Genomic DNA, 26,343 nt, shown 5'->3' on the forward strand with positions numbered 1-26,343 from the left:
AACGCCAGGGCGCCGGTCAGCAGGTGATTCAGAGTCGTCCCTGTTCGCGGATCGGATGCCAGCCGTCGCCGTCGGCACGGCCGAGCTGGTCGAGCATCTGCGGCAGGCGTTCATCGGCACCGGCACGCGCGCGCAAACGTACGTCCAGCAGATAGCGCCGCGTCGCATCGAGCGTCAGTCCGCCGTCGATCGCAAGCGGGCCCTCGCTTTCCACCACCGTCGCACGCAGGCCCTCATCGGCGTGGGCGAGGGCCGCCGTGAAGCGACCCAGGGGCACCGGTGGGTTGAACAGCTGCCAGCGCGTGTTCACCAGGCTGATCTGGCCGGCGAGGGCGTCGAAGTGCAGTTCGTCGTCGAACACCGCTTCGTCGATATTCACCCGGACATCGCCCGACAGCGGCAGGAAGGTATAGCCGCCGAGTTTGGCCAGCCAGCCTGCCGAGGCGCTGCCGGTCACGTTCTTGATGGTGGTTTGTCCGAACAACGAACGCGAGACATCGGCATCGAAGCCGCTGAGGTCGGAGTCGATCTGCAGGCGCGCACTGATACGCGCGAGCAGCAGCGACGCGGGCTCCAACTGCCAGGCAACGTTCTCGATGGCGCCGTCGGGCCCGGAAATATAGCTGGCGCGGCCGTCGAAGAGCGTGCCGCTGACGCCGCCCATGGAAATGGGGCCCATCTGTTGCGCCCAGCCGGCCGCCACCCTAGCCGGCAGGAAGGCGACCAGGCCAATCACGAACGCGACGAGCCCGATCAGGCCATAGCGAAGTGCGCGCATCATGGGTTGCCTCGCGCGAGCGTCAGTCGTGCCTGCACGGTGCCGGCCTCCTCATCGCGTGTGATGGTCATCTGCTGTGCCGCCACGCCGTAGTCGCGCTGCAGGCTGCGCAGCCAGAACAGCATCTGGTTGAAGTTGGCCTTTTCGAGGGTGACCGTGGCCTGGTCATCGTCGTCCGGCTGGATGCGTCGTACTGCCTCGCCCAGGCCGTTATCACGGCTGGTCGTGTCCACGATCGACAGCAGTGAATCGTTGCGGCCCTGAATACGGCGCTGGGTATTGTCGGCCTGCAGCAGGCGAGCTTCGTCGCGAATACCCAGCATCCAGCGTGTTTCGTCTGCCTGTGCGGTCAGGCGCAGGCGGCCTTCCTCGACGCTGGTGTTGAGCGGACGCCACAGCGCGTAATAGAACAGGGCGATCGTTACGACGATCGCACAGGTGATCACCGCCACACGCTCGCGCGGAGCCAGGCCTTCGTACCACTGGCGTAATGCGTTCATGAGGACCCCGCGCTGACGCTGGCACGTATCTGCACACCGTTGGCGGCTGCGTCGGCGCTTTCGACGTTCAGGGTGGTGCCAGGCTTGCGTGCAAAGCCGGCGCGCAGGGCTTCCAGCGACTGCACGCTGTCGCCGCGCAGGCTCAGATACAGCGCGCCATCGCGATACTGCAGCGACTGAATGGTCAGGTTGCCGGCCTGGCCGGTGACTTCGGCCGTAGCCTGGAGCAGCGGAAACACACCGCCGCTGCCGCCGCTGCCACGCAGCTGGCGTATGTTCTGTTCGGCCTGCACGCGCAGGTCGTTGATGGTGCCGACCCTTGGAAAGGTTTCCCGAAACACGCTTTCGCTGCGCGCTTCGAGGGCGTCGATACGCTGGTGGAGCTGGTAGCTTTCGATGCCGCGTGCGGCCAGGGCAACCAGCAGCCAGGCGGCTGCCAGGCCTGCGGTGAGCCGAAACGGCTGCCACCAGGCCTGCATCGCCGAGGCACGCGCAAACACGCCCTGACGCAGGTTGATGCCGGTACGCGCATGGGCATCGGCTCGGGCCAGAAGCTGGGCGAAGACGGTGTCGTCGTCGCCGTGTTCGATCGATTCCAGCTCCGGCGCCGGCTCCAGGGTCCGTTCGTCGCGCAACCGTTGTGTGATGGCACTGTTTTCGGCCGCTTCGACGCACAGCCGCGCGGGCGGCGTGCAGCCGCCGGCCAGCACCGGCCATAGCGAGGGTTCGCAGGCAAAGCCGTGGCCGCTCTCGGTTCGGGTGAGCACGCGCTCGTCGATCACGGCCACATGCCAGCTCTGCTCGGCGTTGGGCAGGGCGAATACGTCCGGCACCGCCTGTACGATATCCAGGCCCGCAGCCGTGCAGGCGTCGAGCAGGCTCTGAAGCAGGGCGCGGTCGATGACCAGAACCGGCGTATCGCCATCGTCGGCGGCCTTGGCGGCAAGGGCGAAATGCAGATCGTCCACCCGTGTGACCAGGCGATCTTCCAGGGCGAAGGCCGCGGCCTGCAGGCGGCGCTTGGCCTGGCGGATGGGCGGCAGCGCGACCCGGGTGATGAGTACATCTTCGCTGGGCACGAGCAGCGTGCATTCACGCCCGTCCGCGGCCCGTGCGGCCTCGTCGAGCGGACCGCGCACGAGTTCATCGGCCGCATTCAGCCAGGCGGCGTGTTCGCCGTCGAAATGCACGATGAATCGTTCAGCCACGAAAACATACCCCCGGAATCGTGGACCGTGACCCATGCGGCGACCCCAGGCGATGACGGGCCCCGCGGGTGACGATCCGCGGCCAGTCTACCTGAATCGACAGCGCTTTTAACGTCTGCAGACCGTGGATGGCCGGGGCCCGGGTCGCGCCCGCCCGGCCTGCCGGGAGCTGGCCGCGCACAGGCCTGCCCATGCGGTCTCGTCGCGGCGCGGGATCAATCGACATTGGTGCTGTGGCGCACGGTACGAACGGCGCCGTTGTCACCGCGCTCGAGCACGCTGAAGAACTGGACCTGAGCACGATCGACCGTGATCTGGCCGCTGGCGAGGAAATAGTGGGTCATGACGTCCAGGCGATTGGCGTCGATCTCCAGCCCGGCCAGGGCTGGATCCTGCAGAAACGCATCGACTGATTTCCACGGCTCGTCGGCGCGGGATTTCAGCAGTGCCTCGCCGGTGCTTGGCGGCAGTTCCGGGACGATGGTGGCAAGCACGGGCGCCGGCGCGGTATTCACGTTGATGGGCGTGACCTGCGGCAGCGCGGTGATATACGGTTCCAGCGCGGCATAGATCGCGGGGGTGACGCCCTTGACCAGGCGCAGCTCGCTGGCGCTGGCCATGAGCGTGTTCGCGGTTCGATAGGCCGGTGTCAGGCCCAGGTAATAATCGTCTTCGGCGCCGTCCGGCAGCGTCGGGTTGATATCGGCGTCGATCCAGTCGCGGGTGGCGGCGGCGATGGTGCGCGCGGTGACCTGATCGGTATCGGCGACCAGCTCGATGAGCCGCTGGAATTGCTCTTGTGCCGCTTCGGTGTCCGAGCCGTTGAGGTTATTGAGGTTGAAACGGCCCTGTAGATCAATGATACGGCCCTGCAGCGCGCCGCCGTCCAGCGGCAGATAATCCACCGGCTGCGCCCAGGCTTCTTCGAGGCTGTCGATATCGCTGTTCTGGGCATCCTGACGCAGCAGCTTGCCCAGCCAGTTCTCGATACCCACCGCATACCACCAGGCCTGCTCGGACTGCCAGATATTACCGCTGCGATGCAGGGCGAGGTTCATCTGCGAGAGCATGCCGGCACCGATAATCCCTACCAGGGCGACGATGAGCATCGCGGTGAGCAGGGCCACGCCGCCCTGGTTGTGCCGATGCACGATCGTCATTTCTCGGCTCCGGGCACCATGAACAGCAGGCGCAGGTCGCCCCAGGTCGGGGTGGTTACCCGCAGTTCGATCGCCAGCGGCGGATCATAGCTGGCGGCGATGGTGCCGGCCGAGGTCTGGAGCGCGGACGTGGCTGCGCCGATCGAGCTATTCGCCGGCCAGCGGTCCTGCCATTCGCGGTCGCCGTCGAGAAAACGCCACTCCAGGTTGGATACGTCCTCGAGCAGCACCGACTCGACCGGCGCGCTGTCCTGGGCTCGATCGAGCACCCGCCAGTGCACGCGTACGAGGTTGTTGTCTTCGTCGATCCGATAGGCCACGCGCTGGAGGTTGCTGCGGATATCGCCGAGCGGGTTGCGCCAGCCGTTGCGGGTGAACTGCAGGCCGATATCCGGGCTGCCGTAGAGCGCGGGTTCGCTATCGCCGAAGCTGTCGCGAATCGGCCGGTTGACGATCTGTTCGAGGTCGTTGCGCATGCGCCATGCCGCCATCTGCAGCGTCTTGCTGCGATCGAGCGCGGCGGTCACGGTTTCCCGGGTCGAAATCACCGACGATAGTCCGCCGTACGCCATGGCCGCCATCACCACGAAAACGGCGATCGCGATCAGCAGCTCGATCAGCGTAAAGCCGCGGCTTCTTGCCGGCATCGTCATCAGAAGTTGGACCCGTAATCGCGGGCGCTATCGGCGTCGGCCTCTGTCGCGTCGTCGTCGGCGTTGGCCGGCGCGTTCTGGAGTGCGACGTGCTGGGTAACGAACCCGCTGAGCAGGGCGGTCGAGTCGGTTTCCGGTTCGCCGCTGTTGGGGTCGATACGGAATACGCGAACATCGATACGGCGTACGTCGGGATCGGGCGATTCCTGAATTTCGGCTTCCCAGTGCCAGTTGGTATCGCCCATATCGGTGTCGCCGTCTTCCGTGCCGGTGCCGGGCCACTGTTCGGCGATCTGGTACTGCACCAGCTGATTGCGGGCCACCCACTGGGCGATCGTGCGGTCGTGAATATAGCGGGCGTAGTCGGCATAGCGGGCGCCGCCGGAAATGAACGCGCCCAGCGCCAGCGCGATGATGGCGGTCGCCACCAGCACTTCGACCAGCGTGAAGCCGTGTTCGCGTTTCATCGCGGCCCGTCCACCCGATTCATTTCGAGCGTGCCGCCCGCTTCGCCGGTGATGCGGTAGCGATAGTCCACGTCGTTGGCGTAGAGCTCGAGTTCGAACGGCACGAACTCGCCGCTGGACAGCAATACAGCCTCGGGGCGTACGAGATCTTCCTCTTCTTCATCCTCGTCGGCGCGTACCAGGCGTGGGCGGTCATCGCCGCGATCCACCAGTACCAGCACGATGGCGTCGCCCAGCTCGCGTGGACGCAGCGGCGTGTCCGGCGCGTTCAGCGGCTGCCAGCCGTCGTCACCCAGGCGCAGGAAGCGGTAACCACCGCGGGTGATATCCAGGCCGATCTCGCGGCCGTATAGAATCGCATCGTCGGCGGCGGTCTGCAGCAGGGCGTTGAGCCGATCGGCTTCGGTATCGAGCCGGTCGGCCGGGCCGGTCGGGTTGATCGACAGCGACACGAAAGCCAGCACCACGCCGATGATCAGGGCAACGACGAGTACCTCGATGAGCGTGAAGCCGCGCTGTTGACCCCGTGCCGGCACCTGCAAAACAACCTAGCGCTAGCTGTCCAGCGCCCAGTTGCCGATATCGGCGTCCGAATCCTCGCCGCCGGGACGGCCGTCGCGCCCGAGCGTGTAGACGTCGATCTCGCCGTGTTCGCCGGGGTTGCGATAGTGATAGACGTTGCCCCAGGGGTCGGTCGGAATGCGGTCAAGATAGCCGCCGGACTTCCAGTTGCGCGGTTCGGGCTGGGTGGTCGGCTTGTCCACCAGCGCGGCCAGACCCTGTTCCGTGGTGGGGTACTGGAAGTTGTCGAGGCGATAGAGTTTGAGCGCGGATTCCACCGCGCGAATGTCCTGGCGGGCCTTGGCCACGCGGGCCTCGTCCGGGCGCGAGATGATCTGCGGGACGACCAGCGCGGCGAGAATGCCCAGGATGACCACCACGACCATGATCTCGATGAGGGTGAAACCGCCCTGTGCGCGCGGCGTTGCGGCGTGAAGCCCTTGTCGTTTCATGTCGTTCTACTCCTCGGTGGCTATCGGTTCGGGTCGATGTATGAGTGTACGCGCGCCGCACGGGCGCCCGTGCAACGCGGGCCGCGGGCTATTTGACCAGCTGGTTGAGGTTGAATACCGGCTGCAGGATCGCGAGCACGATAATCAGCACCAGGCCGCCCATGAGCAGGATCACCGCCGGGCCCAGTATGCCCATGACACCTTGCCGTAATGTTTCCACCTCGCGTTCCTGATGTTCGGCCGCGCGGCCGAGCATCATATCCAGCTCGCCGGAGATTTCGCCGTTGGCGATCATATGCAGGGTGATCGGCGGGAACAGCCGCTCGCGCCCGAGCGCGCGATGGATGGCATCGCCTTCACGCACCCGGGTGGAGGCGCGCTTGATGGCATCGCGCATGGGCAGGTTGGTTACCACATCGGCACCGATGGTCATGGCATCCAGCGCCGGCACGCCGCTGCGGGTGAGAATCGAAAGCGTGCGGGTGAAGCGGGCGGTGTTCACGCCGCGCACGAAGCGCCCGATCAGCGGTAGCTTGAGGATACGGGCCTGTACCGCGCGCTTGAACGCGGGCTGGCGCATGCCATAGATAAAGGCGGTGACGGCTGCCGCGATCAGCAGGGCGAGCAGCCAGCCCCAGACACGCAGAAAATCGCTCACCGATATCAGGCCGGTGGTCAGCGCCGGCAGGTCGGCGCCGACGCTGTCGAACACCTGCACCAGATCGGGGACGACGGTGGTCAGCAGCGCGATCACGATAGCGATCGCCACAATCGACAGAAACGCCGGATAGATCAGTGCAGCCATGACTTTCTGGCGCATCGACTGCTGGTCTTCGACATAGTCGGCCAGGCCGTTGAGCACTTCGTCGATCCGCCCGGACTGTTCGCCTGCGGCGGTGGTCGCGCGATAGAGCTCGTCGAAGCTGTTGGGAAACTCGCCCAGCGCGTCCGCCAGCGTATGGCCTTCCACGACCTGCGAACGCACGCCGACGATGATCTTGCGGACCTTGTCGCTGTCCGTCTGTTCGGCCACCGCCTTGAGGGCTTCTTCCATGGGCAGGCCGGCATGGGTGAGGGTCGCCAGCTGGCGGGTAAACAGCGACAGCTCGGTCACGCTGATGCCACGCCGGAACGAAATGCTGCGCGAGCCGCCGCTCTTGCGGTCGGATACTTCGCTGACTTCGAGCGGGGTCAGCCCCTGTTCGCGCAGCTGGGCCCGAATGGCGCGAGCGGCGTCGCCTTCGAGAATGCCTTTCTTTTCGCGCCCGCGGGCGTCGAGTGCGGTGTATTCGTAGGCGCCCATCAGCCTTCACGCGTGACGCGCAGCACTTCCTCGAGGGTGGTGTTGCCGGCCAGTACGTTGGCCACGCCGTCCGCGCGAATGCTGGGCGTGCTCTGGCGGGCGTGTTTTTCCAGCTTCTGTTCCGAGGCCTGTTCGTGGATGAGGTTGCGCATTTCGTCGTCAACGACCACCAGCTCGTAGACGCCGGTACGTCCACGAAAACCCGACTGGTTGCAGGCATCGCAGCCGGCAGGCTTGTACAGCGTCGGCGGCGTGTTCGGATCTACCCCCAGCAGTTCGCATTCGCGCCGGTTGGCCTCGTAGGGCGCTCGACAGCTCTTGCAGAGCGTGCGCACCAGGCGCTGCGCCATGATGCCGATCAGGCTCGACGACAGCAGGAACGGCTCCACGCCCATGTCGCGCAGGCGGGCAATCGCGCCCACCGCGGTATTGGTATGCAGCGTGGAGAGCACCAGATGGCCGGTCAGCGAGGCCTGGACCGCAATCTCGGCGGTTTCCAGATCGCGGATTTCGCCGATCATCACCACGTCCGGATCCTGGCGCAGAATTGCCCGCAGCCCGCGCGCGAAGCTCATGTCGACCTTGGAATTGACCTGGGTCTGGCCGATGCCGTCGAGGTAATACTCGATCGGGTCTTCCACGGTCATGATGTTGCGGGTGCGATCGTTGATACGGGTGAGCCCGGCATAGAGCGTGGTGGTCTTGCCCGAGCCGGTCGGGCCGGTGACCAGCATGATGCCGTGCGGCTTGTGAATGAGTTCGTCGATCGCGCTGAGCGTATCCGCCGGCATGCCCAGCTGGGGCAAATCCAGCCGGCCGGCCTGCTTGTCGAGCAGACGCATCACCACGCGTTCGCCGTTGCCCGAGGGGATGGTGGATACACGCACGTCCACGGGGCGACCAGCGATACGTACCGAAATACGCCCGTCCTGGGGCACGCGTTTTTCGGCGATGTCGAGCTTGGCCATCACCTTAACGCGCGAAATCAGCCGCGGGGCGAGCTGGCGCGGCGGGTTGAGCACCTCGCGCAGGACGCCGTCCACGCGAAAGCGCACGGTCAGTCGCGCTTCGAACGGCTCGATATGAATATCCGACGCGTTTTCCTTGATCGCTTCGGTGAGCAGGGCGTTGATCAGACGGATGATCGGTGCGTCGTCCGAGGATTCCAGCAGGTCGGCCGGCTCGGACAGGGCACGCGCGGCATCGGTCAGGTCCATGTCCTCGTCCATGCCCTCGACGATCTGCATGGACTCGTTGGCCTTGCCTTCGTAGTCGTGCTGGAGCAGGGCATCGAACGAGCCGGCATCGACGCGTTCGATGGCCAGCGGACGTCGGCAATAGCGCCGGACTTCCGACAGCGCGGTCTGGTTTACGGGGCTGCGTACGGTCACCTGCACCGCGCCGTCGCGTTCGCCGGCGAGCATAATGCCGTGGCGCTTGGCAAACGCGAACGGCAGCCGGTCGATGCTGCCGGCGCCCGAGGCAGGCGCGGCATCACGATCGTGTTCGACGATCGGTTCAAGGCTGAGCGTTTCGAGGCTGTCGCTCATGTTCGCTCCTGCCGGTTGCGGCTAGAACCTGTTAACGCGAAACAAACCACGGCGCCGCGGCCGATGTTGTGCAAGACAATGCGCGGCGCGCGGGGCGTTGCTTTGCGACTTGGGCGAGCTGGAACGCCGGATGATGCACAAATGGTCGGCGTCGCGACGGGTTGGGTCCAGAAATCCACCTTAAGGCCATGCTCGTCGTTCATTTGGGTCACCAAACATCTCTCCTCGCGCCTTGCCTGGCGAATTTCTGAAAGGCAACGCGACGATTGGCGTGAGTGTTAACAGCCCTAGAAATCGTCACCGCGGCGTTTTTCGCCGCCGCTATCGCGCTCGCTGTCGCGTACGCTGCTTTCATTACTGCTGACGCCCGAATCCCGCGAGAACGAGTCGCGATCGTCGTAGTCCTCGATCGGGGGCAGCTGCGGGCGCTGTTCTTCACCCATCAGCGGAATGCTGGTTTCGGCCTGCTGTTCCTGCAGCGAGCGAATATAGTTGTATTTCTTGCGGGTGAAGTAGTCGGCTTCGCCACCGCCGCGCAGAATGGTTGGACGGATGAAGTTGAGCAGGTTGCGCTTGTTCTTCTGCACGGTGCGATTGGTGAACAGCGCACCAAGGATCGGGATATCGCCCAACACCGGCACTTTCTGTTCCGTCTCGACGACCTGATCGTCGATCAGGCCGCCCAGCACCAGAATCTGGCCGTTCTCCACTTCTACGGACGTGGTAAGCGTGCGGTTATTGGTAATCAGGTCCACCGCCCCGGTCTGGCTCGAGCCCTGGGCGATGCTCGAGACTTCCTGGTCGATGGTCAGCTGGATGGTATCGCCCGCGCTGATCTGCGGGGTGAAGCCCAGCGTCAGGCCCACGTCCTTGCGTTCGATGGTCTGGAACGGGTTGGTCAGGCCGTTGGTCGCGCCGCCGCCGGTGGTGCCGCTGGTGTAGTTGCCGGTCACGAACGGCACTTCCTGGCCGACCTTGATTTCGGCTTCCTCGTTATCGCGGGTGATCAACGACGGCGTGGAGAGCACATTGGTGTTGGTATTGCCGGACAGGGCGTTCACGAGCACCGCAAAACTGGTACCGCTGTCGTTGATGGTGCCTAAGCCTAGATTGATGCCCTGCTGGACGAGATCGAGCGGCGTGCCATCAAGCGCGAGCGAAGGAATGGCTCTAAGCGTCGTCTGATCCAGAATACTGGCCGCTGCCGGCCCACCGTCTTCAAACGCGGCCACGTTCACGCCCAGCTGGCGCGAACGCGACAGCGTGACTTCCGCGATGATGGCTTCGACCAGCACCTGGCCGCGGCGGATATCCAGCTGACTAATGACCTGCTTGATCTCGCGCATCATATCCGCCGGCGCGGTCACAACCAGGGCATTGGACGCCGGCTCGGCGATTACGGTGACGCCGTTGGCGCTCGCGCCGCCGGCCGAGCGCGTGGCCGCGCTGCTACCGCTGGCCGAGGTCGGGTTGCTGGCACTGCTTGCCGTCGCGCCGTTGCCGCTGGCGAAGTTCTGCAGGACGGGGGCCAGGGATTCGGCGTCGGCGTAGTCGAGATAGACGACCTGGGTGCCGCCGGTCTGTTCGGTGGCCGTGTCCAGATCGGCGATGATGGCACGCAGGCGCAGACGTTCCTTGCGCCCGCCGCTGATGATCACGCTGTTGGTGCGTTCGTCGGGAATCACGCTGAAATTCACCGCGGCCGCGTTGCCGCTGGAGCCGGCTTTGAGCTGGTCGATCACCCGAGCCACTTCCGGCGCGCTGGCATACTGCAGACGGATGGTTTCCACGTCCTGCAGGCCGTTGCGATCGATCTTGTTGACGATTTCGGCGATGCGCTGCGCGTTGGCTTCGCGGTCGGAAATGATCAGCGTATTGGAGGCCGAGTATGCCGCCAGGTGGCCGTATTGGGGTACCAGCGGGCGCAGGATCGGAACCAGCTGATCGGCGGGCACGTTCGACACCGAGATCACGCGCGTGACGATATCTTCGCGGGTCGAGCCGCCGCTGCGCCCGAAGCCACCGTCCTGCTTGGCGTTGATCTGCGGAATGATCTTGGTGATCTCGCCGGACGGCACCGCCGCAAAGCCATGGACTTCCAACACCGACAGAAAGGTCTCGTAGAGTTCGTCCGGCGTCATCGGCTCGGTCGACAAGACCGTGACATCGCCCTTGACCCGCGGATCCACCACGAAATTGCGGCCGGTGACCTCGCTGACGGTAGCGATCAGCGTTGTGATATCGGCGTTCTTGAGGTTGAGCGTGAACGCATCGCCCGAGCCAGTCGTGGCCGACTGGGCCGCCGCACCCTGACTTACGGCAAGAAGCAGAAATGCCAACAGGCAGAACCGGCGCAGAACAATAGCTGTCATCTAGAAATTCACCGTAACGGTACGTTGCTGGCCATCGCGTTCGAGCGTTACGGACGCGCTGCTCGCCGACGCGAGGTTGCTCAACAGCTTGAGCGACGCGGCCGGGTTGTCGAGCGGCTGCCCGTTAACGGCGGTGACCAGTTCCCCCGATTTAAGGCCGGCCTTTTCAAAAAGCCCTCGGTCGGCCCCCGGATAGATCCGGTAGCCGACGAGGTTGCCGTTTTGTCGTTCCGGCTGCAAGCGGATGTAACGCTGCGCGTTGGCCGGGTTGGCCAGGATCTGCTCGCGCACTTCACCGAGGTCGTCGGCCAGCTCGCTGGAGACGGCCTGGGTGCGTTGTACGCCGGTCATGTTACGGGCTTGTTTCACGCTTTCGAGCGTCAGCGTCTCGTAGCGGCCGCTGCGGTCCAGGATCACGCGATTGGCATAGATCGCATGCAGTTTCACGCCGTTGCCGATGTCGCCGCCAACCGCGTAGCTGTCCTGATCGTTGCGCCCGCTCTTTATGAGCGCCCGGGACCGGTCACCGTTGGCTTCGGAAATAATGCCGGTGAGCACCAGGTTCAGTCGTGTTTCCGGCGCGTCGATAATCTCGCGCTGCTCGGCCGCACGGTCGGTGACCGACTGCTCGCCGAACAGGTGGGCACTGGCGATGGTGTCCACATCCACGGCGCTGTCCTGTGCCGCGGCATCGGCACGCGTGGTGGTGGCAGGCATGAGCTCGTTTTCATCGGCCGGCCAGGCCAGCCAAAACAGGCGCGCCAGCGACAACGCGATGAGAATCACGAGCAGGATGTTGACGATTTCCGGCAGCCGGCCAAGCCAGCGCTGGGCGTCGCGTGAGAGTTCAACGGCCATGCGGGCAAGTCTACCCCAGCAGAAAGCGTCTGCGGTTGCGACGCTAAGAATTTCATGAGTGAACAAGCCAGTTTGCGCGACCGCGGGTGAAGGTTAGACTTGCCGGGTTGCCGCCTTCCCAGTTTCCTACGCATGTATCTGCGCTATTACGGCTTTGACGACTATCCGTTTTCGGTCACGCCGGATCCGGCGTTCCTGTACCTGAGTGCCAGCCACCGCGAGGCGCTCGGGCACCTGTTGTATGGCGCGGGCGAGCACAGCGGCTTCGTTGCGCTGATTGGCGAAGTGGGTACGGGCAAGACCACGCTCATTCGGGCACTGGTCGAAAACGACATGCCCGACCTCGATATCGCCCTGTGCTGGAACCCGCATCTGGAAGTGCGCGAGTTCGTTGCGACCATCTGCGACGAGCTGGGCGCACCCTACGACGCGCGCCGGGACACCTCGCTGAAGGATCTGGTCGATCGGCTCAACCAGCACCTGCTGGCCACCCATGCCAACAACCGCCGTACCGTGCTGGTCATCGACGAGGCCCAGAATCTCAGTCGCGGCGTGCTCGAACAGCTGCGCCTGCTCACGAATCTGGAAACACACAAGCACAAGCTGCTACGCATCATCCTGGTGGGCCAGCCCGAGCTTGAACAGCTGCTGGCGCGCCATGACCTGCGCCAGCTCTCCCAGCGCATCACCGCACGCTTCAAGCTCAAGCCGCTGGGCTACGCCGAGACGCGGGCTTACGTGCAGCATCGCCTGCGCCTGGCGGGCGGTTCCCAGCATATTTTTACCGGTACGGCGCTGGTCGCACTGCGCCAGGCCACCGGCGGGATTCCGCGGCTGATCAACATGGTTTGTGAGCGCGCGCTCATGGGCGGCTACGCGCACGCGCGTGCGCGCATCCGCGCACCGATGGTGCTGCGTGCAGCAGCCGAAACGCTACCGCGCGAGCGCGGTTCGCGCTGGCTACGCGTTGCCGTGCCGGCGCTGAGCCTGTCTGCGCTAGCGCTCGCCGGGGCGCTGGCCTGGTATCCGGGCATGGAGCTCGGCCGGGCGGCCGACTGGGTTCAGTCATCGCATCTGTCCCGGTCCGATTCGGCCCCGCAACAAGCGAACGCCGCAGCATCCAACGAGGCCGATCGTGAGGCCGAGCAGCGCGGTCACGGCGGCGACAGCTATCGGCCGGACGCCGAGACGCCGGCCCAGGCTGACGGCGAGGCCTCGCCATTGGTGGCGGCCGCAGAGCCGACCGATGCGCCCGCTGCTGCCGAGGACAGCCAGCCGAAGCCCGCGGACGAGGCCACCCAGCTCAGTAGCGATAGCGGCGGCGGTATGAGTGCCCGGGATGCGGCCGCGCTGGAAGGCGTGCCTACCGGCGATGCCACGATCACCCAGCTGCTAAGACTTTGGGGCGTATTCGGCGCCCAGGTGCGAAGCGGCTGTGCGAACCTGCGTATCGGCGATCTGCGCTGTCTGGCCGATAGCGGCGACTTCGCTATTATCAAGCGTTACAACCGGCCCGCACTGCTGACGATTCGGCGGGACGGGCGTACCCACAAGGTTCTGCTGAGCTCGCTCGAAGAGGGCGACGCGACGCTGGTTGGCGGTGACGGCACGCGGCGTATTTCCCAGGCCGCGCTGACGCAGCTATGGACCGGCGAATTCGAAGTGGTCTGGCGCGCCGACTCCGGGGTAGGCATGATTCAGCCCGGCGCGGTCGGCTCTGCGGTGGTCTGGCTGCGCAAGCGCCTGGATCGAATCGACGGCCAGAATCCGGAAACCCGGCTGGGGCCGGCTTCGCCGGTTTACGACGATGCGCTCGAACGTCGCCTGCGTGCCTTCCAGACCGCGAACGGCCTCAAGGTCGACGGCATCGCCGGCCCGCGGACGCAGATGATGCTGAACGGCGCGGTGCCGTCCCCGGGTTCGCCGGCGTTGACCCCGGTGGAACAGGAGTAGGCCGTGTCGTATCTTGTCGATGCGCTGAAGAAAGCCGAGCGCGAACGCCACGAAAACCAGCGCGCCGACCTGCGCTCACTCGCCGGGGGCGGTCCTGCGTCCGGCCACGGTGGTAGCGCGTTGCGCTGGCTGGTGGGGCTGCTCATCGCCTGCAACGCCGCGCTGCTGATCTATCTGTTCCTGCCGAGCGCGCTCTCCAGTGCGGTGACCGGAAGCGCGGCGCGCGTAGAAAATACGGGGGCTTCAGCGCCGGCGGTGGCAGTGGACAAGAACGAACCCGTGGCCAACGCCGACCGTGCTCGGCCACAGGCGAGCGTATCCACGAGCGCGCCGGACTCGACGTCCGACCCGACGCCGACGCCAACGCGGTCGCCGGATCCGGCCCCGGCGCCGGCGGTGACCACGCAGAGTGCGCCGAACACGCCCGTGCAGGACACGCCTTCGAGCCCGACGCTGCCGCCGGCCGACCCGCGGCCCGCCGACGACCGTTTCGATGGTTCCGCCCAGGCGTTAGCCGGCGAGAACGGTTCAGCGCGGCGCGGCCAGGTCACGTATTCGGCCACGCCGCTGGACGACGCATCGGATTACGTAGAGGATGAATCACGCGCCGCGCCGGTAAGCGACACGGCGCCGCCCGGGGCGCCCGATGTGGCGATCAACGGCCATTTGTACAGTTCCGTACCGGGCCGCAGCTTTATACTGGTGGGCGGCCAGCGCTACCACGAAGGCGAGCGCCTGGTGGCAGGCCCCGCGGTGGAGAGCATCGATGCCGGCGGTGCCACGCTCAACTACCGCGGCCAGCGCTACCACGTACGGGGACCCGGCTGATGAACACGACCCACTCGATTCGCAAAGTCGGTCTGGCAGCGATACTGCTTGTGGTTGCTGCCGTGTCGGCCACGCCTGCACGCGCTGACAGCCTGCGCTGTGGTGGTTCGCTGGTACAGAAGGGCGATCCGGCCGCGGCCGTGCGTTCGAACTGCGGCGAGCCTGACTTCGTCGACCCCTGGATCGGGGGTGTGGATATCGCCTACGGCGCGGTACCGAACATGGAAGCCTGGACCTACAACCGTGGGCCGGGGCGCTTGCTGCAGGTGCTGGTATTTCGCGATGGACGGCTGGATCGCATCCGCGAGGACGGGTACGGGTTTCGTGTGCCGGCGGGGTCGGGGGAATGCCAGCCGGCCGGCATTACCCGCGGCATGAGCAAATATCGGCTGTTGGTTGCCTGTGGCCAGCCGGCTCAGAAAAGCGGCGGCTATGTGCTGAGCACGCGCGGTTCGCAGGGCGTGCTCGACTACCGCCGTCGCGGCGTGGTGCCTGTCTATCGCGAGCAGTGGATATACAACTTCGGCAGCAGCCGACTGTTGCGCGAGGTCACGCTCGAAAACGCCGTGGTAGTCGAAACCGATACGCTCGATCGCGGCTACGATGACTAGCCGGTATGCGGCTCGCGCTACGGCGCGCCGAGCGTGCCCGAAGAGCTAAGGAACCCCTGATCTATTCATCTACGGTCGCGCCGGTGTCTTTTGCGCGCGTCTGACAAGCCTCCGCGAGCGCCGTTTGCTGAATGCACATAAGCGAGCGGCAACGCCGCTCAGGCGCGCGCAAAAGCCCGGCCGCTAAGCGGTTTGGCCCAAGAGGCCGCGCTAAGGCGTTTGCAGGCTGGATCATAGAGTGGCTATGACGCGGCGCCATGCGCCTTGTATCGTGGCCTTTTGCGACTCAAACGCGACCGTGGATGAATAGATCAGAGGTTCCCTAAGCCATGCCCAAACTCAACGGCGTAATTGAAACTGTTCTCTATACCCGCGACATGGCGGCCGCGCGTGAGTTTTTCGAATCCGTGATGGGGTTTTCCGCGCATACGGCCGATCATCGCTTTACCGCCTATGCGCTGGACTGGAACATGCTGCTGCTGTTTGCTGTCGGCGAAACCAGCGAGACGGTGCAGTTACCGGGCGATATGGGCACCATCCCGCCGCACGATGGCGCGGGCCGGCAGCATGTGGCCTTTGCCATTGAAGACGAGGCGCTCGCGGCCTGGGAGCAACATCTGGACGCGCACGATATCGCCATCGAAGGCCGCACCCGCTGGCCAAAGGGCGCGGTGAGCCTTTATTTCCGCGATCCGGATGGCCATTTGCTCGAACTGGTCACCCGCGGCATATGGCCTAACTACTGACCCGAGCGCGACAGCGCGCCCGCGGGCGCCACTAGTCGACGGTGACGCGGTTGACTTCGGCGAGGCTGAGCACGCCGGCGCGCATTTTCTGCAGGCCGGCTTCGCGCAGGTCGATCACGCCATCGAGCTTGGCCCGGCGTTCGATATCGGCCGCGTTGCCACCTTCCATGATGATCTGTCCGATTTCGTCGGTCACGGGCATCACCTGATAGATGCCGATACGCCCCTTGTAGCCGTTGGTGCAGTTGTCGCAGCCGTCCGGGTTGGCTTCGTACAGCTCCAGCTGGTCGAGTTCGTCCTCGCGAAAACCTTCTGCGACGAGCTCTTCACGCGGGATCTGTGCCGGTTGCTTGCACTGGGGGCATAGCCGGCGCGCCAGACGTTGCGCAATGATCAAAGAAACCGAGGCGGCGATGTTGTAGGCCGGCACGCCCATGTTGACGAGACGGGTAAGGGTCTGCGGCGCATCGTTGGTATGCAGGGTGGACAGCACCATATGGCCTGTTTGCGCGGCCTTGATGGCGATTTCCGCGGTTTCGAGATCACGAATCTCGCCCACCATGATCACGTCCGGATCCTGGCGCAGGAAGGCGCGCAGGCAGCTCGCGAAGGTCAGCCCGACCTTGGGATGCACGTTGACCTGGTTGATGCCGGGAAGATTGATTTCGGCCGGGTCCTCGGCCGTCGAAATATTACGGTCGGCGGTGTTGAGCATGTTCAACGCCGTATACAGCGACACGGTCTTGCCGCTGCCGGTGGGACCGGTAACCAGCACCATGCCGTAGGGGCGGTGGATGGTTTCCTCGAACAGCTCGCGCTGATCGTTTTCGTAACCCAGGGCCTCGATACCCATCTGTGCGCTGGTGGGGTCGAGAATACGCAGCACGATCTTTTCGCCGTGCAGGGTCGGGCAGGTGGAGACACGAAAATCGATGGCGCGGTTCTTGGTCAGATTGAGCTTGATGCGCCCGTCCTGCGGCACCCGGCGTTCGGCCAGGTCCAGCCTTGCCATCACCTTCAGGCGTGCCGAAAGCCGCATGCCGAGCCCTGCCGGCGGGGCGGCGACTTCGCGCAGCACCCCGTCCTGGCGCAGGCGTACGCGATAAGTCTTTTCATAGGGCTCGAAATGTATATCCGAGGCGCCCCGATTGATGGCGTCGAGCATCACTTTGTTGACGAAACGCACCACGGGCGCATCGTCGGCATCCACCCGGCTGGCGTCGGTCTGCGCATCGGCGTTTTCGCCGGCGTCGTCGAACTGGATGCTGTCGAGGGAGACGTCGTCCAGGCCGGCCATCGCGCTGTCGATGGCGCTGAAAGCGTTGCGAATGGCCTTGGCCAGCTTGTCCTGCTCGACAAGGATCGGCTCGATATTCAGGCCGGTGCTGAACTTGAACTCGTCCAGCGCCTGCAGGTTGGTCGGGTCCGCCACGGCGACCATCAGATTACGGCCGCGCTGGTAGAGCGGCAGTACGCCATGCTTGCGGATCAGGTTCTCCGGCACCTTCTTGATCGGCATCTGGTCGACGTTGACCGCGCGCAAATCGAGCAGCGGCATCGAGAACTCTTCACAGGCGGCCTTGGCCAGTACCGCCGCCGACAGCACCCCGCTGTTGACCACGCGGGCCACGAAGGATTCGTCCTCCTGGTATGCCTGCTGCTGAATGTCGCGCGCCTTGTCGGCGTCGATCAGCCCATCCTCGACGAGCTGGCGAGCCAGGCCGCCCAGCGCCGGCGTGGCAAGCGTGTTCTTGTTTGTGGCCATAGGGTGTTCTCGAAATCGGTCGTATCCACCGTGCATGTTATCGGCAGGCGCGCGAATCGCGGCAGGGCACCGTCACGGCAACAGGATTTTATGGCGTATGCCGCCAAGGTACCATCAACGCCGTGAAGACCACCGAGATAGATAAGGATCAATAGTGAAAAACATTTTCCAGGCCCTGCGTGAAAGCCACGACAAACAACGACGCCTGCTCGATGCATTGACGGATACGCACGGGGATACCGACAAGCGCGAAGGCCTGTTCGCCGCGCTCAAGGCGGAACTCCATCACCATGCGGCCGCAGAAGAGCGTCACTTTTACGTGCCGCTGATGGAATACGACCAGACTCAGGAGAAGGCGCGTCACAGCGTGGCGGAACACCACGAAATCGACGAGCTCGTCGAAACGCTGGAGCAGACCGACTACAGCTCACCGGGCTGGCTGGCATCGGCCAAGAAACTGCAGCATTTGGTGACCCACCATCTTGAAGAGGAAGAGCAGGAAGTCTTCCAGGTGGCCGGTAAAGTGCTCAGCGACAGCGAGAAAACCGAGCTGGCCCGAACCTACGATGAGATGATGGAAGAACAGGCCGGCGCGTAGAGCCCCGCCTGCGAACCCGATAGCACCGGGTGCCACGGCGCCCGGTGTTCATGCATGCCACGACCGACCATGCAGGGGCACGGGTCGACACCGCGGCCAGGCAGGCCGTAGTTAACGCAGGGGCTGAATGCAGCGGGAATGACGAATAATGGTCGGAGTAGCAGGATTTGAACCTACGACCTCCACCTCCCGAAGGTGGCGCTCTACCAAGCTGAGCTATACTCCGAATCAGTGTCGTCGCTGGACCGAGAACCGGGCCAGCTCGACGAGTCCTTGCTTTGCTTCGGACTCTTCGAAAGCGGCGAGTGAGGCGATGGCCTTGTCGGCCTCCTCCTCAGCGCGGCGGCAAGTGTATTCCATCGCTTGAGTGGATTCAATCGCTTTCATGATTGAATTCATCGCATCGAGGTTGCCGTCGCGAAGTGCGGTGCGAATCGGGGCGGCACGATCCGCGTCGAGACAGGCCAGGGCACGGATGACGGGCAGGGTGGCCTTGCCTTCGGCGAGATCGTCGCCGACGTTCTTGCCGTAGCCGCCATCGCCGCGGCCGTAGTCCAGCGCGTCGTCGATGACCTGAAAGGCCACGCCGAGGTGGCGGCCGTAGTCGGCCATGGCCTGCTGCTGTTCGGCGCTGCAGCCGCCCAGCTGTGCCGCGAGTCGGCAGCCGGCGGAAAAGAGGCTGGCGGTCTTGCGATCCACCACTTCCAGGTAGTCGGCTTCGGCGAGGTCGGGGTTGTGGGCATGCATCAGCTGCATGACTTCACCCTCGGCGATACGGTTGGTGGCATCGGCCAGTACGCGCATCACGTCGAAGCTTTCCAGTTCGACCATCATCTGGAAGGCGCGCGAGTAGAGGAAGTCGCCCGTCAATACGCTGGCGTCGTTGCCCCATACGGTGTTTGCCGTTTCCTGACCGCGGCGCATGGTGGATTCGTCCACCACGTCGTCGTGCAGCAGGGTGGCGGTATGGATGAACTCGATGATCGCGGCCAGCAGGTGGTGCTTGTCGCCGGCATAGCCGCTGGCACGCGCGGCCAGGAGCACGAGAGCAGGCCGTAACCGCTTGCCGCCGCTGGAGATGATGTATTCGCCCAGCGTATTGATGAGAATGACGTCGGAATTCAGGCGTGCACGTATGAGCGCGTCGACCGCGCGCATATCTTTATCGACCGGCTTGAGAAGCGGCTGGATACTCATGGGGCAAGGGCTGGGAAAACAGCGGCAAACTTAGGCGCGTGCCCGTTTGCTGTCAAGAACAGCCATCGCTGTATTCAGTCGTTGACCGGGGGCGTTCGAAAACGTATCATTCGCGCTCTTCAAACGGGCATCAGCCCTTGTTTTTACGCGATGTGGAGTGGTCATGCACGCGGTTATACGCACCGGCGGTAAGCAGTACAGAGTTGCAGAAGGCGATATTCTGCGCGTCGAGAAGCTGGATGTTGAAGCCGGCAGCACCATCGATCTGAGCGACGTGCTTCTGATTTCGGACGGCGACAACGTCCAGATCGGCACGCCGGTACTCGATGGCAAGGCGGTTTCCGCCGAAGTGATGACGCATGCGCGGCATGACAAGATCCAGGTGATCAAGTTCAAGCGTCGCAAGAAGTATCGTCGTACCCACGGCCATCGCCAGCACTACACGCAGCTCAAGATCAAGTCGATCCCGGGCGCCTGAGCGCCGTTCGATTTGACAGCGCTTTCGCGCTAGGCTCACCCGATCAGGTTAGAGGACAGCACTCATGGCACATAAAAAGGCAGGCGGCAGTACCCGCAACGGTCGCGATTCCGAATCGAAACGCCTGGGCGTGAAGAAATTCGGCGGCCAGAAGGTCAAGGCCGGCAACATTATCGTGCGTCAGCGCGGCAACACTTTCCATGCCGGTGACGGCGTGGGCACGGGCCGTGATTTCACATTGTATGCCAACGCTGATGGCATCGTGAATTTCGCCGTTAAAGGCCCGCGTAACCGCAAGTTCGTCTCGATTCAGGCTGTCGAGTAAGGACGCGCGCGTAAATCGCGAAAAAGGCCTCGCCGAGCGCGGGGCTTTTTTTTGTCCGACAATCGGGGTGGTGTGGTTGTAGCGCGCACGCCCTTTGTGGTCACCAGCCCAAGAGAGAACGGCATGAAGTTCGTCGATGAAGCCAATCTGCGTGTCGAGGCAGGCGATGGCGGCCATGGCTGCCTGAGTTTCCGTCGGGAAAAATATGTCCCCCACGGTGGGCCGGACGGCGGCGACGGCGGCGACGGCGGCAGCGTCTACATGGTGGCCGATCACAACCTGAATACGCTCTACGACTACCGCGTCAGCCGCGTGTTCAAGGCCGAGCGCGGCGGCAACGGGGCGGGCAAGAACCGCACCGGCTCCAAGGGCGAGGACCGCTATCTGCCGGTACCGGTGGGCACGCTGTGCTATGCGCGCGAAACCGGCGAACTGATCGGCGATCTCACCCACGACGGCGACACGCAGCTGGTGGCACAGGGCGGCTTTCACGGTCTGGGCAATGCGCGGTTCAAGTCGAGCACCAACCAGGCACCGCGCAAGACCACCGACGGCACGCCCGGCGAAATCCGGGAGCTGCGGCTCGAGCTCAAGCTGCTCGCCGACGTCGGTCTGGTGGGTATGCCCAATGCCGGCAAGTCCACGCTGTTGGCCGCGGTTTCCGGCGCGCGCCCGCGTATTGCCGATTATCCGTTCACGACGCTGAACCCGCAGGTAGGCGTGGTGAGCGTGGGCGCGCTGCGCAGCTTTACGTTGGTCGATCTGCCGGGTCTGATCGAAGGCGCGGCCGAAGGTGTCGGCCTGGGCCATCGCTTCCTGCGCCATATTCAGCGTACCCGCTTGCTGTTTCATGTCGTCGATCTGCTCGATTTCGACCAGGGCGACGTGGCTGAAAACGTACGCATGATTGCCGACGAGCTGGCCCGGTTCAGCCCGCAGCTGGCCGAACGTCCGCGTTGGCTGGTACTCAACAAGATCGAAGTGCTCGACGCCCAGGAAGTCGCGTCGCTGCGCGATCGCATCGTACAAACCCTGGGCTGGGACGGACCGGTGTATACCGTATCGGCGATCAAGCCCGACACGCTGCGCGTTCTGCTGGGCGATGCCATGGATCATCTCGATGCCGAGCAGGCGCGTCGTGAGTCCGAGCCGGAGGCAGCAAGCGACGTGAACGATAGCGACGGCGAAGGCGATGATTTCGACTCGTGAGGATCTGGCCGGCGCCCGGCGCTGGGTGGTCAAGATCGGCAGCGCGCTTCTGACCGCTGACGGTCGCGGGCTCGACCGCGAACGACTGGCCGGCTGGGCGGCTCAGATCGCCGCGCTACAGAAATCCGGCTGTCAGGTCGTGCTGGTATCGTCCGGCGCGGTGGCCGAAGGGCTGGTACGGCTGGGTTGGAGCAAACGCCCGTCGAGCCTGAGCGCGGTGCAGGCAGCGGCGTCGGTCGGCCAGGCCGGTCTGGTGGAAGCCTATTCGCGCTGTTTCGAAACCCACGGGCTGCGCACCGCCCAGGTACTGCTTACCCACGAGGATGTCTCCGACCGGCGTCGTTATCTCAACGCGCGCAGTACGTTGATGACGTTGCTGGGGCTGGGCGTTGTGCCCATCGTCAACGAAAACGATGCGATCGCGACCGACGAAATCCGGGTGGGCGATAACGACACCATGGCCGCCCTGGCGGTGAACCTGCTCGACGCCGACGGGCTGATCATCCTCACCGATCAATCCGGCGTGTACGACGCCGACCCACGCCAGGTGCCGGATGCAAAGCGCATCGGCGAATGCGATGCCCACGACGCCGCGCTACTGGCGGCCGCTGCCGGCACCGGCGGCGCGCTGGGCCGCGGTGGTATGCGCACGAAAGTGCTCGCCGCGCGCCAGGCAGCCGATTCCGGGGCGGCGACGATCATCGCCGATGGCCTGGCGCCTGATGTGCTGGCACGCATCATGGGCGGCGAGTCGATCGGTACGCTTCTTACGCCCGGCCAGGGCGCTCGCCGTGCCGCGCGCAAGAACTGGATCGCCGGCCAGCGCCAGGTGCGTGGTTCGGTCCATCTCGATGCCGGCGCGGTCAACGTTTTGCGCAGCGCCGGGCGTAGCCTGTTGCCGATCGGGATCACGGCGGTCGATGGCAACTTCCGGCGGGGGGATCTGGTCGCCTGTATTGGACCGGCCGGCGAAGAAATCGCCCAGGGGCTGGCCAATTACGATGCGAAAGAGGTGCGCCAGCTGGTCGGTCAATCCAGCGATCAGATCGAGGCGCTGCTGGGTTACGGCGGCGACGCGGAGTTCATCCACCGCAATAATCTCGTCCTGTCTCGCGAGGGTTAGCAGCGGCGATCGGCACGCGCGGAGCACGGCCGCCGCAATTCTCGCAGCCACAAAAAAGCCCGCACTCGGCGGGCTTTTTCATTACGGGCCGGGTGGCGGCCCATAGGGTACTATCAGGCGCTTGCCAAAGCCTTGATCTGCGCGTTCAGGCGCGACTTGTGGCGTGCGGCCTTGTTGCGATGGATCTGGCCCTTGCCGGCCATACGATCAATGATCGGGACCGCGGCCTGGAAAGCAGCACGGGCGTCGGCTTCGCTGCCGGCGGCGATGGCTTTCTGCACCTTCTTGATGTGGGTGCGCACGAGCGAGCGCTGCGCCATGTTGCGTTCACGACGGGTCACGGCCTGTTCGGCGCGCTTGCGGGCTTGCGGAGAGTTCGCCACTGAGCGGCTCCTCGAATTCGTTGAATGTAAGGTTGGCAGGCGCGCGATTATTATGATTCTTGGCGCGTTTGTCAACTATTGCGGCGGGCGCCACGAACAGTGCGCGACGGTCGCATGGCGATAACAGCCAATTCCCGCGTTTTACCGGGCACGGTACGGCGCGGGCTTTGCGGTCCGCTTTCACAGCATTCGGCAATACCGCTATAGTGCGCCGCACTTTGGCGCATTCCTAGGATATCCATGGCTTCGTCGCTGGCGCGATCCACGAGCACGGTCGGTGTGATGACGCTGTTATCGCGCGTGCTCGGGTTCCTGCGCGATGTGATTTTCGCGGTGATGTTCGGCGCGGGCGTGGGCATGGACGCGTTTCTCGTCGCCTTCAAGATCCCCAACTTCATGCGCCGACTGTTTGCCGAGGGCGCCTTCGCGCAGTCGTTCGTGCCGGTGCTGTCCGCGACCAAGAGCCGAGATACCGGGGCTGATGTCCAGCATCTCATCGATGTGGTCGCCGGCACGCTGGGGCTCATTCTTTTCGGCATTACCGTGGTGGGCGTGTTGGCCGCGCCGGCGTTGATCTATGTGTTCGCGCCGGGCTTTGCACAGCAGCCGGAACAGTTCGAGCTCGCCGTCGATCTGCTGCGATTCACTTTTCCCTATCTGCTGTTCATCTCGCTGACCGCGCTGGCAGGCGGGATTCTCAATACGTATGGGCGTTTCAGCGTGCCGGCGTTCACGCCGGTGCTGCTTAACGTATGCCTGATCGGCGCGGCCATCGGTTTGGCGCCGTATTTCGCGCGTCCCGAGATGGCGCTTGCCGTTGGCGTGCTCGTGGCGGGCGTGGTGCAGCTGGCGTTTCAGGTGCCGTTTCTGTTGCAGATCGACCGGTTGCCGCGCCCGCGCTGGGGTTGGTCAGAGCCGCAGGTACGGCGCATTCTGTCGCTGATGCTGCCGATTCTGTTCGGTTCGTCGGTGGCCCAGCTCAATCTGCTGCTCGATACCGTCATTGCCTCGCTGCTGGCCGCCGGTAGCGTGAGCTGGCTCTATTATGCCGATCGCTTGATGGAGTTTCCGCTCGGCGTTTTCTCCATCGCCATCGCCACCGTCATCCTGCCGAGCTTGTCGGCGCGTCATGCAAGCAAGTCGGCACGTGAATTTTCCGATACGCTGGACTGGGCGCTGCGGCTGCTGGCCGTGGTGGGGCTGCCGGCGATGGTGGGCATGTTCGTGCTTGCCGGGCCGCTGGTGACGACGTTGTTCAATTATCACTCGTTCGACGGGCACGACGCGCTGATGAGTCAGTATGCGTTGATGGCCTATGCGCTGGGATTCATGGGGTTTTCGTTGGTCAAGGTGCTGGTTACCGGATTTTTCTCGCGCGAGGACTCACGCACGCCGGTGCGCTGTGGGGTGATATCGCTGATCGGCGCCATGGTGATGAATCTGTCGTTCGTGGGATTGTTCACCTATATGGGCTGGCCGGCGCCGCATGCAGGACTGGCGCTGGCGACATCATTGGGCGCATTCATCAACGCCGGGTTGCTCTACCGCTATTTGCGTCAGGCTGACGTCTACCAACCGAGTGCGGCCTGGGGCCGGCTGATACTGCAGGTCGGTGTCGGCTGTATTGCCATGGGCGGCGTGCTTTGGGTCGGCGCTGCGGATCTGTCCGTGTGGGTCGCGCGCGGCGCGCTGGCCCGGGTTGAATGGCTTCTGATATGGATTGGTGCCGGTATCGGCGTGTATTTCCTCGTACTCGCGCTGCTCGGGGTGCGCCCGCGCCAGTTCATCATGCGGGAAACGGGTTAAGCATGCGTATTGTCCGTAACGTTCGCCGCATGAGCGCACTCGACCACGGCTGCGCGCTCACGATCGGCAATTTCGATGGTTTGCATCGCGGTCATCAGGCGATCGTGCGTCAATTGCGCGAGCGCGCCCAGGCGCTAGGCGTACCCAGCGTGCTGATGAGCTTCGAGCCCATGCCGCGCGAATTCTTCGCCCCGGAGCGCGCGCCGGCGCGGTTGTCGTCGCCGCGCGAAAAGATGCGTATGGCCCAGGCACTGGGCGTGGATATCTTTGCCTGGGCACGTTTCGATGCCGAGTTTGCCGGCATGTCGCCGCACGCGTTTCTGGAAGATCTGCTGTCGGCGCGCCTGAATGCGCACTATCTGTTGGTGGGCGAGGACTTTCGCTTTGGCCAGAAGCGCGCCGGCGATATCGAAACCCTGCGGGCATTCGCCCACGACCGCGAGATGGAGGTGGCACCGCTGCCGGACGTCCAGGTCGACGGTGCGCGCGTCAGCTCCACGCGGGTGCGCGACGCGCTCGCCGCCGGCGACGTGGCCCAGGCCAACCGTCTGCTCGGCCACGCCTACTGGGTGAGTGGCCGGGTGGTTCAGGGCGAGCGGCTCGGGCGGACGCTGGGTTTTCCCACCGCCAATATTCGGCTCGCACGCAAGCCCGCGCCGCGCTATGGGGTCTATGCGGTCTGGGTGTATATGGCCGACGGCGTGCGCCGGGCCGGGGCGGCGAGCTTTGGCATACGTCCGACCGTGAACGGCCGCGAGCCGCTGCTGGAAGTCTTCGTGCTCGATTTTGACGGCGATTTATACGGCCAGCGGATTGACGTATCCTTCGAAGCGTTCATTCGTGCCGAAGAGCGCTATGATTCGCTCGACGCCTTGACCGCCCAGATGCATCGCGATGTCGCCCGCGTGCGGTCGCATCTGCAAGAGCCGGAATCCCCATGACGTTATCGACCGACAAGACGCGTACGTCCGACGAGCGCGGCTTCCAACTACAGAACGTGCACTGGCTGTGGCTATCGGCGGCGGTAATCGCCGTCGACCAGATCACCAAGCAATTGGTGGTGAACAACCTCGAGCTGTTCGACCGCATCCCGCTGTTCAGCTGGCTGAACCTCACCCTGATGCACAACACCGGCGCCGCATTCAGCATATTCGCCGGCGCCACACCGTGGTTCTTCGTAGGGTTGAGCGTCGTCGTGGCGGTCGGCATTCTCGTATGGATGCGCCGCCACCCCCACGGCGAGCGGCTGGTTGCCAGCGCGCTGGCCCTGATCATGGGCGGCGCGCTCGGTAATGCCATCGACCGCGCCGCGCGAGGCTATGTCGTCGACTTCGTCGATTTTCATATCTACGGCTGGCACTACCCGGCATTCAACGTGGCCGACAGCGCGATCGTGCTCGGTGCGATTCTGATGGGCATCGATATGCTGCGCCCCCGGCGGCATTAGAAGATCGCCAGG

General features: G+C 64.4%; 27 protein-coding genes and 1 tRNA gene. 12 read left to right on the top strand and 16 right to left on the bottom strand.

The genetic code is table 11. From position 1 onward, the window contains the following. Positions 1-28 precede the first annotated feature (28 nt). From C84B14_RS13440 to gspC, 12 genes are all read right to left on the bottom strand, one after another. On the bottom strand, positions 29-781 hold the full coding sequence (locus C84B14_RS13440; RefSeq protein WP_353224842.1) for a type II secretion system protein N: 753 nt from the start codon (positions 779-781) through the stop codon (positions 29-31). After that, complete coding sequence (locus C84B14_RS13445; protein WP_353224844.1) at positions 778-1,278, bottom strand: type II secretion system protein M; 501 nt, start codon at positions 1,276-1,278, stop codon at positions 778-780. Before C84B14_RS13445 ends, C84B14_RS13440 begins: the two co-directional genes overlap by 4 nt. Further along, positions 1,275-2,486 carry a type II secretion system protein GspL gene (gene gspL, locus C84B14_RS13450; RefSeq protein ID WP_353224846.1) on the bottom strand — a complete coding sequence of 404 codons (1,212 nt, stop codon included), beginning with the start codon at positions 2,484-2,486 and terminating at the stop codon, positions 1,275-1,277. Before gspL ends, C84B14_RS13445 begins: the two co-directional genes overlap by 4 nt. Positions 2,487-2,701: 215 nt before the next feature. Continuing rightward, positions 2,702-3,646 carry a type II secretion system minor pseudopilin GspK gene (gspK, locus tag C84B14_RS13455; protein ID WP_353224848.1) on the bottom strand — a complete coding sequence of 315 codons (945 nt, stop codon included), beginning with the start codon at positions 3,644-3,646 and terminating at the stop codon, positions 2,702-2,704. Further along, positions 3,643-4,293: a type II secretion system minor pseudopilin GspJ gene (gspJ, locus tag C84B14_RS13460; RefSeq protein ID WP_353224850.1), complete on the bottom strand. Its 651-nt coding sequence runs from the start codon at positions 4,291-4,293 to the stop codon at positions 3,643-3,645. The genes gspK and gspJ overlap by 4 nt, the downstream gene beginning before the upstream one ends. Positions 4,294-4,298: 5 nt before the next feature. Continuing rightward, on the bottom strand, positions 4,299-4,766 hold the full coding sequence (gspI, locus tag C84B14_RS13465; protein ID WP_353224852.1) for a type II secretion system minor pseudopilin GspI: 468 nt from the start codon (positions 4,764-4,766) through the stop codon (positions 4,299-4,301). Then, complete coding sequence (gene gspH / locus C84B14_RS13470) at positions 4,763-5,302, bottom strand: type II secretion system minor pseudopilin GspH (RefSeq protein WP_353224854.1); 540 nt, start codon at positions 5,300-5,302, stop codon at positions 4,763-4,765. The genes gspI and gspH overlap by 4 nt, the downstream gene beginning before the upstream one ends. 18 nt (positions 5,303-5,320) lie before the next feature. Further along, complete coding sequence (gene gspG, locus C84B14_RS13475) at positions 5,321-5,779, bottom strand: type II secretion system major pseudopilin GspG (protein ID WP_348767488.1); 459 nt, start codon at positions 5,777-5,779, stop codon at positions 5,321-5,323. Between the two features lie 88 nt (positions 5,780-5,867). Next, complete coding sequence (gspF, locus tag C84B14_RS13480; RefSeq protein WP_353224856.1) at positions 5,868-7,082, bottom strand: type II secretion system inner membrane protein GspF; 1,215 nt, start codon at positions 7,080-7,082, stop codon at positions 5,868-5,870. Further along, complete coding sequence (gspE, locus tag C84B14_RS13485; protein ID WP_348767486.1) at positions 7,082-8,632, bottom strand: type II secretion system ATPase GspE; 1,551 nt, start codon at positions 8,630-8,632, stop codon at positions 7,082-7,084. The genes gspF and gspE overlap by 1 nt, the downstream gene beginning before the upstream one ends. A gap of 287 nt (positions 8,633-8,919) precedes the next feature. Next, on the bottom strand, positions 8,920-11,004 hold the full coding sequence (gene gspD / locus C84B14_RS13490; protein ID WP_353224858.1) for a type II secretion system secretin GspD: 2,085 nt from the start codon (positions 11,002-11,004) through the stop codon (positions 8,920-8,922). Beyond that, on the bottom strand, positions 11,005-11,862 hold the full coding sequence (gspC, locus tag C84B14_RS13495; RefSeq protein ID WP_353224860.1) for a type II secretion system protein GspC: 858 nt from the start codon (positions 11,860-11,862) through the stop codon (positions 11,005-11,007). Positions 11,863-11,994: 132 nt separating this feature from the next. Here gspC and C84B14_RS13500 point away from each other — a divergent pair, with 132 nt between their 5' ends. From C84B14_RS13500 to C84B14_RS13515, 4 genes are all read left to right on the top strand, one after another. After that, positions 11,995-13,815, top strand: a complete 1,821-nt coding sequence (locus C84B14_RS13500; RefSeq protein WP_353224862.1) for an AAA family ATPase — start codon at positions 11,995-11,997, stop codon at positions 13,813-13,815. Between the two features lie 3 nt (positions 13,816-13,818). Continuing rightward, positions 13,819-14,643, top strand: a complete 825-nt coding sequence (locus C84B14_RS13505) for a general secretion pathway protein GspB (RefSeq protein ID WP_353224864.1) — start codon at positions 13,819-13,821, stop codon at positions 14,641-14,643. Further along, complete coding sequence (locus tag C84B14_RS13510) at positions 14,643-15,254, top strand: DUF2845 domain-containing protein (protein ID WP_353224866.1); 612 nt, start codon at positions 14,643-14,645, stop codon at positions 15,252-15,254. The genes C84B14_RS13505 and C84B14_RS13510 overlap by 1 nt, the downstream gene beginning before the upstream one ends. A 329-nt stretch (positions 15,255-15,583) precedes the next feature. Further along, a complete protein-coding gene (locus C84B14_RS13515) occupies positions 15,584-16,000 on the top strand; it encodes a VOC family protein (RefSeq protein WP_353224867.1) in 417 nt (138 codons plus the stop codon). A 31-nt stretch (positions 16,001-16,031) separates the two neighbouring features. Here C84B14_RS13515 and pilB read toward each other — a convergent pair whose 3' ends face one another. Continuing rightward, the gene (gene pilB / locus C84B14_RS13520; protein ID WP_353224869.1) at positions 16,032-17,765 is read right to left on the bottom strand and encodes a type IV-A pilus assembly ATPase PilB; all 1,734 of its coding nucleotides are present in this window, start codon (positions 17,763-17,765) and stop codon (positions 16,032-16,034) included. Between the two features lie 154 nt (positions 17,766-17,919). Here pilB and C84B14_RS13525 point away from each other — a divergent pair, with 154 nt between their 5' ends. Further along, the gene (locus tag C84B14_RS13525) at positions 17,920-18,363 is read left to right on the top strand and encodes a hemerythrin domain-containing protein (RefSeq protein WP_353224870.1); all 444 of its coding nucleotides are present in this window, start codon (positions 17,920-17,922) and stop codon (positions 18,361-18,363) included. A 149-nt stretch (positions 18,364-18,512) separates the two neighbouring features. Here C84B14_RS13525 and C84B14_RS13530 read toward each other — a convergent pair. Together C84B14_RS13530 and C84B14_RS13535 are read right to left on the bottom strand one after the other, a co-directional pair. Next, positions 18,513-18,589, bottom strand: a tRNA-Pro gene (locus tag C84B14_RS13530). A 2-nt stretch (positions 18,590-18,591) separates the two neighbouring features. Beyond that, positions 18,592-19,560, bottom strand: a complete 969-nt coding sequence (locus tag C84B14_RS13535) for a polyprenyl synthetase family protein (RefSeq protein ID WP_353224872.1) — start codon at positions 19,558-19,560, stop codon at positions 18,592-18,594. A 163-nt stretch (positions 19,561-19,723) separates the two neighbouring features. On the opposite strand from C84B14_RS13535, the gene rplU reads away from it, so the two are divergent. From rplU to proB, 4 genes are all read left to right on the top strand, one after another. After that, positions 19,724-20,038, top strand: a complete 315-nt coding sequence (gene rplU / locus C84B14_RS13540; protein WP_293626433.1) for a 50S ribosomal protein L21 — start codon at positions 19,724-19,726, stop codon at positions 20,036-20,038. Positions 20,039-20,102: 64 nt separating this feature from the next. Next, a complete protein-coding gene (rpmA, locus tag C84B14_RS13545) occupies positions 20,103-20,363 on the top strand; it encodes a 50S ribosomal protein L27 (protein WP_293626432.1) in 261 nt (86 codons plus the stop codon). Between the two features lie 123 nt (positions 20,364-20,486). Further along, on the top strand, positions 20,487-21,572 hold the full coding sequence (gene cgtA, locus C84B14_RS13550; RefSeq protein WP_353224875.1) for an Obg family GTPase CgtA: 1,086 nt from the start codon (positions 20,487-20,489) through the stop codon (positions 21,570-21,572). Next, entirely contained in the window at positions 21,556-22,695 is a 1,140-nt protein-coding gene (proB, locus tag C84B14_RS13555; protein WP_353224877.1) for a glutamate 5-kinase, read from the top strand. The genes cgtA and proB overlap by 17 nt, the downstream gene beginning before the upstream one ends. A 113-nt stretch (positions 22,696-22,808) precedes the next feature. Here the strand turns inward: proB and rpsT are convergent, their stop codons facing one another. Further along, positions 22,809-23,078 (bottom strand): 30S ribosomal protein S20, encoded by a 270-nt coding sequence (gene rpsT / locus C84B14_RS13560; protein WP_293626427.1) that lies wholly within the window; start codon positions 23,076-23,078, stop codon positions 22,809-22,811. A gap of 240 nt (positions 23,079-23,318) precedes the next feature. Between rpsT and murJ the strand changes: the two genes are divergently transcribed. From murJ to lspA, 3 genes are read left to right on the top strand one after another with little or no spacing between them, the layout of a single operon-like run. After that, the gene (gene murJ, locus C84B14_RS13565; RefSeq protein ID WP_353224879.1) at positions 23,319-24,884 is read left to right on the top strand and encodes a murein biosynthesis integral membrane protein MurJ; all 1,566 of its coding nucleotides are present in this window, start codon (positions 23,319-23,321) and stop codon (positions 24,882-24,884) included. A gap of 2 nt (positions 24,885-24,886) precedes the next feature. Continuing rightward, the gene (locus C84B14_RS13570; RefSeq protein WP_353224880.1) at positions 24,887-25,825 is read left to right on the top strand and encodes a bifunctional riboflavin kinase/FAD synthetase; all 939 of its coding nucleotides are present in this window, start codon (positions 24,887-24,889) and stop codon (positions 25,823-25,825) included. Next, positions 25,822-26,331 carry a signal peptidase II gene (lspA, locus tag C84B14_RS13575; RefSeq protein WP_348765400.1) on the top strand — a complete coding sequence of 170 codons (510 nt, stop codon included), beginning with the start codon at positions 25,822-25,824 and terminating at the stop codon, positions 26,329-26,331. Before C84B14_RS13570 ends, lspA begins: the two co-directional genes overlap by 4 nt. Positions 26,332-26,343 lie beyond the last annotated feature (12 nt).

It is taken from the genome of Salinisphaera sp. C84B14 (assembly GCF_040361435.1).
Classification (GTDB): Bacteria; Pseudomonadota; Gammaproteobacteria; order Nevskiales; family Salinisphaeraceae; genus Salinisphaera.

Excerpts from the sequence above, each read along its gene's own strand:
- gspJ (WP_353224850.1), bottom strand. The coding sequence starts at position 4,293 with ATGCCGGCAAGAAGCCGCGGCTTTACGCTGATCGAGCTGCTGATCGCG.
- proB (WP_353224877.1), top strand. The coding sequence starts at position 21,556 with ATGATTTCGACTCGTGAGGATCTGGCCGGCGCCCGGCGCTGGGTGGTC.
- rplU (WP_293626433.1), top strand. The coding sequence starts at position 19,724 with ATGCACGCGGTTATACGCACCGGCGGTAAGCAGTACAGAGTTGCAGAA.
- gspC (WP_353224860.1), bottom strand. The coding sequence starts at position 11,862 with ATGGCCGTTGAACTCTCACGCGACGCCCAGCGCTGGCTTGGCCGGCTG.
- cgtA (WP_353224875.1), top strand. The coding sequence starts at position 20,487 with ATGAAGTTCGTCGATGAAGCCAATCTGCGTGTCGAGGCAGGCGATGGC.
- C84B14_RS13445 (WP_353224844.1), bottom strand. The coding sequence starts at position 1,278 with ATGAACGCATTACGCCAGTGGTACGAAGGCCTGGCTCCGCGCGAGCGT.
- C84B14_RS13535 (WP_353224872.1), bottom strand. The coding sequence starts at position 19,560 with ATGAGTATCCAGCCGCTTCTCAAGCCGGTCGATAAAGATATGCGCGCG.
- gspI (WP_353224852.1), bottom strand. The coding sequence starts at position 4,766 with ATGAAACGCGAACACGGCTTCACGCTGGTCGAAGTGCTGGTGGCGACC.
- gspK (WP_353224848.1), bottom strand. The coding sequence starts at position 3,646 with ATGACGATCGTGCATCGGCACAACCAGGGCGGCGTGGCCCTGCTCACC.
- rpmA (WP_293626432.1), top strand. The coding sequence starts at position 20,103 with ATGGCACATAAAAAGGCAGGCGGCAGTACCCGCAACGGTCGCGATTCC.
- C84B14_RS13440 (WP_353224842.1), bottom strand. The coding sequence starts at position 781 with ATGATGCGCGCACTTCGCTATGGCCTGATCGGGCTCGTCGCGTTCGTG.
- C84B14_RS13500 (WP_353224862.1), top strand. The coding sequence starts at position 11,995 with ATGTATCTGCGCTATTACGGCTTTGACGACTATCCGTTTTCGGTCACG.
- gspD (WP_353224858.1), bottom strand. The coding sequence starts at position 11,004 with ATGACAGCTATTGTTCTGCGCCGGTTCTGCCTGTTGGCATTTCTGCTT.
- gspG (WP_348767488.1), bottom strand. The coding sequence starts at position 5,779 with ATGAAACGACAAGGGCTTCACGCCGCAACGCCGCGCGCACAGGGCGGT.
- C84B14_RS13515 (WP_353224867.1), top strand. The coding sequence starts at position 15,584 with ATGCCCAAACTCAACGGCGTAATTGAAACTGTTCTCTATACCCGCGAC.
- gspF (WP_353224856.1), bottom strand. The coding sequence starts at position 7,082 with ATGGGCGCCTACGAATACACCGCACTCGACGCCCGCGGGCGCGAAAAG.
- C84B14_RS13570 (WP_353224880.1), top strand. The coding sequence starts at position 24,887 with ATGCGTATTGTCCGTAACGTTCGCCGCATGAGCGCACTCGACCACGGC.
- C84B14_RS13510 (WP_353224866.1), top strand. The coding sequence starts at position 14,643 with ATGAACACGACCCACTCGATTCGCAAAGTCGGTCTGGCAGCGATACTG.
- lspA (WP_348765400.1), top strand. The coding sequence starts at position 25,822 with ATGACGTTATCGACCGACAAGACGCGTACGTCCGACGAGCGCGGCTTC.
- pilB (WP_353224869.1), bottom strand. The coding sequence starts at position 17,765 with ATGGCCACAAACAAGAACACGCTTGCCACGCCGGCGCTGGGCGGCCTG.
- murJ (WP_353224879.1), top strand. The coding sequence starts at position 23,319 with ATGGCTTCGTCGCTGGCGCGATCCACGAGCACGGTCGGTGTGATGACG.
- gspE (WP_348767486.1), bottom strand. The coding sequence starts at position 8,632 with ATGAGCGACAGCCTCGAAACGCTCAGCCTTGAACCGATCGTCGAACAC.